This is a genomic window from Kitasatospora sp. NPDC051914, from assembly GCF_040680995.1.
GTDB lineage: Bacteria > Actinomycetota > Actinomycetes > Streptomycetales > Streptomycetaceae > Kitasatospora.
Genome location: NZ_JBFAXX010000152.1, coordinates 1 through 3,197 on the forward strand (window position 1 = coordinate 1; position 3,197 = coordinate 3,197).

Consider the following 3,197-nt stretch of genomic DNA (forward strand, 5'->3'; position numbering starts at 1 on the left):
GGGGGGAGCGGGGACCGGGCGCGTGTGTGTGGGGCCGGCCCCCCGGCCCGGGGGCCGGCCCCCCCCCCCGCCGGCGCGCCCCCCCGCGGGGGGGGGGGCGGGGCGCCCCCCGACGGGTGGCTGCGGCCGGGGCGGCCGCGGACAGGCGCGGCGGCCCCGGGTCGTCCGAAGGATCGGACGGGTGTCCGACGGATCAGACGGAGAGGACCTGGCCCGGGAAGATCATGTTCGGGTTGCCGCCGATGACACCGGAGTTGTTCTTGTACAGGGTCTTCCAGTCGAGGCCCTTGGCCTTGGCGATCTTGCTCAGGGTGTCGCCGGCCTTGACGGTGTAGTTGGCGCCGTTGGTGTTCTTCTTCGCCGGGGCGGACGGCTTCGGGGCGTCCTGCTTGGCGGTGGTGTTCAGGGTGGCGCGGGCCTCGCTGCGGCTGGCCTTCTGCTCGGCGGCCTTCGGGGCGGCAGTGGCCTTCGGGGCGGCCGGGGCGGCAGCCTTGGGGGCGGCGGCGGCCTTCGGGGCCGGGGCGGCGGCGGTGCTGACCGAGGCGGCCGGGCCGCCCTTGGTCAGGCCGGCCTTGACGGAGCAGACGGGCCAGGCGCCGGGGCCCTGCACGGCGAGGACCTTCTCGGCGATGGCGATCTGCTGGTCCTTGGTGGCCAGGTCGGCGCGCGGGGCGAACGAGGTACCGCCGAAGGCGGCCCAGGTGCTGTTGGTGAACTGCAGGCCGCCGTAGAAGCCGTTGCCGGTGTTGATGTGCCAGTTGCCGGTGCTCTCGCACTGGGCGACGGCGTCCCAGGTGGAGACGGAGGCGGCGGAGGCGGAGGTGGCCGTGACGAGGCCGGCCACCGGCAGGACGGCCACAGCGGCGCCGCCCGCGATCGCCAGCCGGACGCGGTTGCGCTTGGTGGCGGTGGTGGTGGCAGCGGCGGACTCGTTACGGAAGAGCATGGGATTCCTCTCGAAAGCCCCGGGCGGGCAGGCGGAACCAGAGCCTCATGGCTCGATTTCGCTCGCCGCGTCCGCAAGACGGCCGCACGTGTTCGTACGTGCTGTGCCGCCCCGGCCACCTGTCGCGTCCGGGCGGTGGTCAGCCGCTCGGACGGGCACCTGCGCCGCCGGCGGGTGCCGGTGGGCGGTGCGTCGGGGTGAACCCGGGAAGTGCTCGGTGCACTGGGCAAAAACCTACGAGCCGCCCGGCCGGGCACCAAACAGTTTCGGGTCCTCCCAGCTCAACGCGGCGTTACCGCGGGTATCGATCTAGCAAATCACGACAGTTTGCCCGATTTGCCCATATTTTCCATGATCAATCCCCTTCGGATCGTGAGGCTGCTCACCGTTTCCGTCCTGTGACCTCACGCACAGCGTCGACAGATTGCGACCGGTCGGCCACACATAGCAGTCATATCCGCGGCAAATCCCGTCGGAGCCGGACGCACCCGTGACCCCGGCCACAACCTCCCGTTGGCAATGGCGGCCAGGCGCGCCCGTGCCAACCATGAACCGGAGGAGTCCCCTTGCCGCGCATGCTCGATGTCAGCGACGAAGTACGAACCGAGATCGGCGACGACGAGGCGGACCGCCTGGTCGCCGGCGCCCACGCGCCCGACGCCTACGACTGCACCTCGTGCCGGGCGCCGGGCGACTCGCTGCGCGAGCCCACCAGCACCGTGCTGTTCATCGGCGACGAGACCGCGGTGCTGGCCTTCGCGCACGCCCGCTGCGTCCCCTCCCAGGTGGTGCCGGTCGACGAGGCGCAGCTGCTCGGCGCCGTCCGCTCGATCAGCCAGGCCCGGGGCGGCGTCGGCGCCCCCGCCCCCGCCGTGCCGGACCCGTACACCGGGGCCTACGCCGGGCCGAACGGCTTCGACACCCCGGCCGGCTTCGACGCCCCCGCCGGGTACGACATGCCCGCGGCCCCGGCGCCGCAGCTCCAGGCACCGGCGCCGCAGCCGCAGGCCCCGGCCGCCCCGGGCACCCAGCCGGCCGTGCTCGGCGTCACCTGCGGACTGGTGCTGTGCGGGGACACCCCGTACGCGGCCCTCGTGGTGGAGCCGACCGGCCCGGTGGCCCGCCCGGGCAGCGGATCGGCGGAGGACGAGTTCCTCTCCCTGCTCACCGACCACGGCTTCCAGGTGGTGCAGTCGGTGGACCGCGCGCCCGACCGGCCGCTCGCCGGCTGGTCCGTGCTGATGGCGATGGGGCAGCTGCACGCGATCCTCCAGCCCTCGGCGACCGGCGGCAGCGCCGCCTGGTGGCAGGCCCACCAGCCGCTGCAGGTCACCGAGGCCTGGCGGGCCGCGGTGGGCCGCCGCTCCCAGGTGATCATGTACGCGGTGCCGGCCGGCACCATCGGCCGCCAGCCCCGCGAGGACCTGCTGCGGATGGCCCTCGACCGGGCGGCCGCCCAGGGCGTCCTGGTGGCGGGCATGCTGCCGCTGGCCGGCACCTGAGCCCCGGGGCGGCGCACCGAAGGCCACTGCGGGACGCGGGGGGCTGCAGGGGACTGGCATGGACCGGGCCGTGCAACCCCCGCATCCCCCGGCGGCTTCGCTCGTTGGCCCTCACGTGTACAGCTACGACGTCGCCCCGACCACCCGCCCGCTCGTCGGCCGCACGATCCCGGGCATGCGCCCCTCGTACGACGCGGACCGCTCGACCTCACCGACCCCGATCTACGACGCGCTGTACTCCGAGTACCGGAGACTCTTCCGGGCCCTGCCGGGCGACCGGACGGACGAGGAGCAGCTGCGCTTCGTCGGGTTCGGCGGTTCCGGCGGGCGGAGCGGATTCGCCGGGTGCGGGGCCTCGGTCGTATACCCGCAGCACCAGGTCTTCGAGACCTGCCCGGGGCATGCGCAGGGCACGCCCCAGTTCGTCTCCGAGACGCGGCCGGCGGCCGACTCCGGCGGCCGGACGCACGGTGCGGAGCACCAGCAGGGTCGGCTGGCGGTGAGCGAGGCGGCGGGCCACCCGACCGGGTACACGGTCGGCCAGTCGGTCGGCGGCACCGGGCAGGGCTGGGTGGCGGCGGGGTACCTGGGGCACCAGACGGGCACCGTGGCGGCCCCGGCAACCGGCCGCCACCGGTTGCTGCTGTCGCTGCCGCCGGGCCGCCCCGCGGAGCACGGGTTCTGAGCCCCGCGGAGAGCAGGGCAGCGCACAACGGCCGGGGCCGGGCAGAGATCGGAAGAGCTTAGTG

At 74.5% G+C, this 3,197-nt stretch carries 3 protein-coding genes; 2 read left to right on the plus strand and 1 reads right to left on the minus strand.

The window, feature by feature from the left end; genetic code table 11:
• Nucleotides 1-193 precede the first annotated feature (193 nt).
• Nucleotides 194-946 carry a transglycosylase family protein gene (locus AB0M03_RS39520; protein ID WP_363501651.1) on the minus strand — a complete coding sequence of 251 codons (753 nt, stop codon included), beginning with the start codon at nucleotides 944-946 and terminating at the stop codon, nucleotides 194-196.
• Nucleotides 947-1,512: 566 nt separating this feature from the next.
• On the opposite strand from AB0M03_RS39520, the gene AB0M03_RS39525 reads away from it, so the two are divergent.
• On the plus strand, nucleotides 1,513-2,448 hold the full coding sequence (locus AB0M03_RS39525; RefSeq protein ID WP_363501654.1) for a hypothetical protein: 936 nt from the start codon (nucleotides 1,513-1,515) through the stop codon (nucleotides 2,446-2,448).
• A 115-nt stretch (nucleotides 2,449-2,563) separates the two neighbouring features.
• Entirely contained in the window at nucleotides 2,564-3,133 is a 570-nt protein-coding gene (locus AB0M03_RS39530; protein WP_363501656.1) for a hypothetical protein, read from the plus strand.
• Nucleotides 3,134-3,197: the final 64 nt, after the last annotated feature.

Excerpts from the sequence above, each read along its gene's own strand:
- AB0M03_RS39520 (WP_363501651.1), bottom strand. The coding sequence starts at position 946 with ATGCTCTTCCGTAACGAGTCCGCCGCTGCCACCACCACCGCCACCAAG.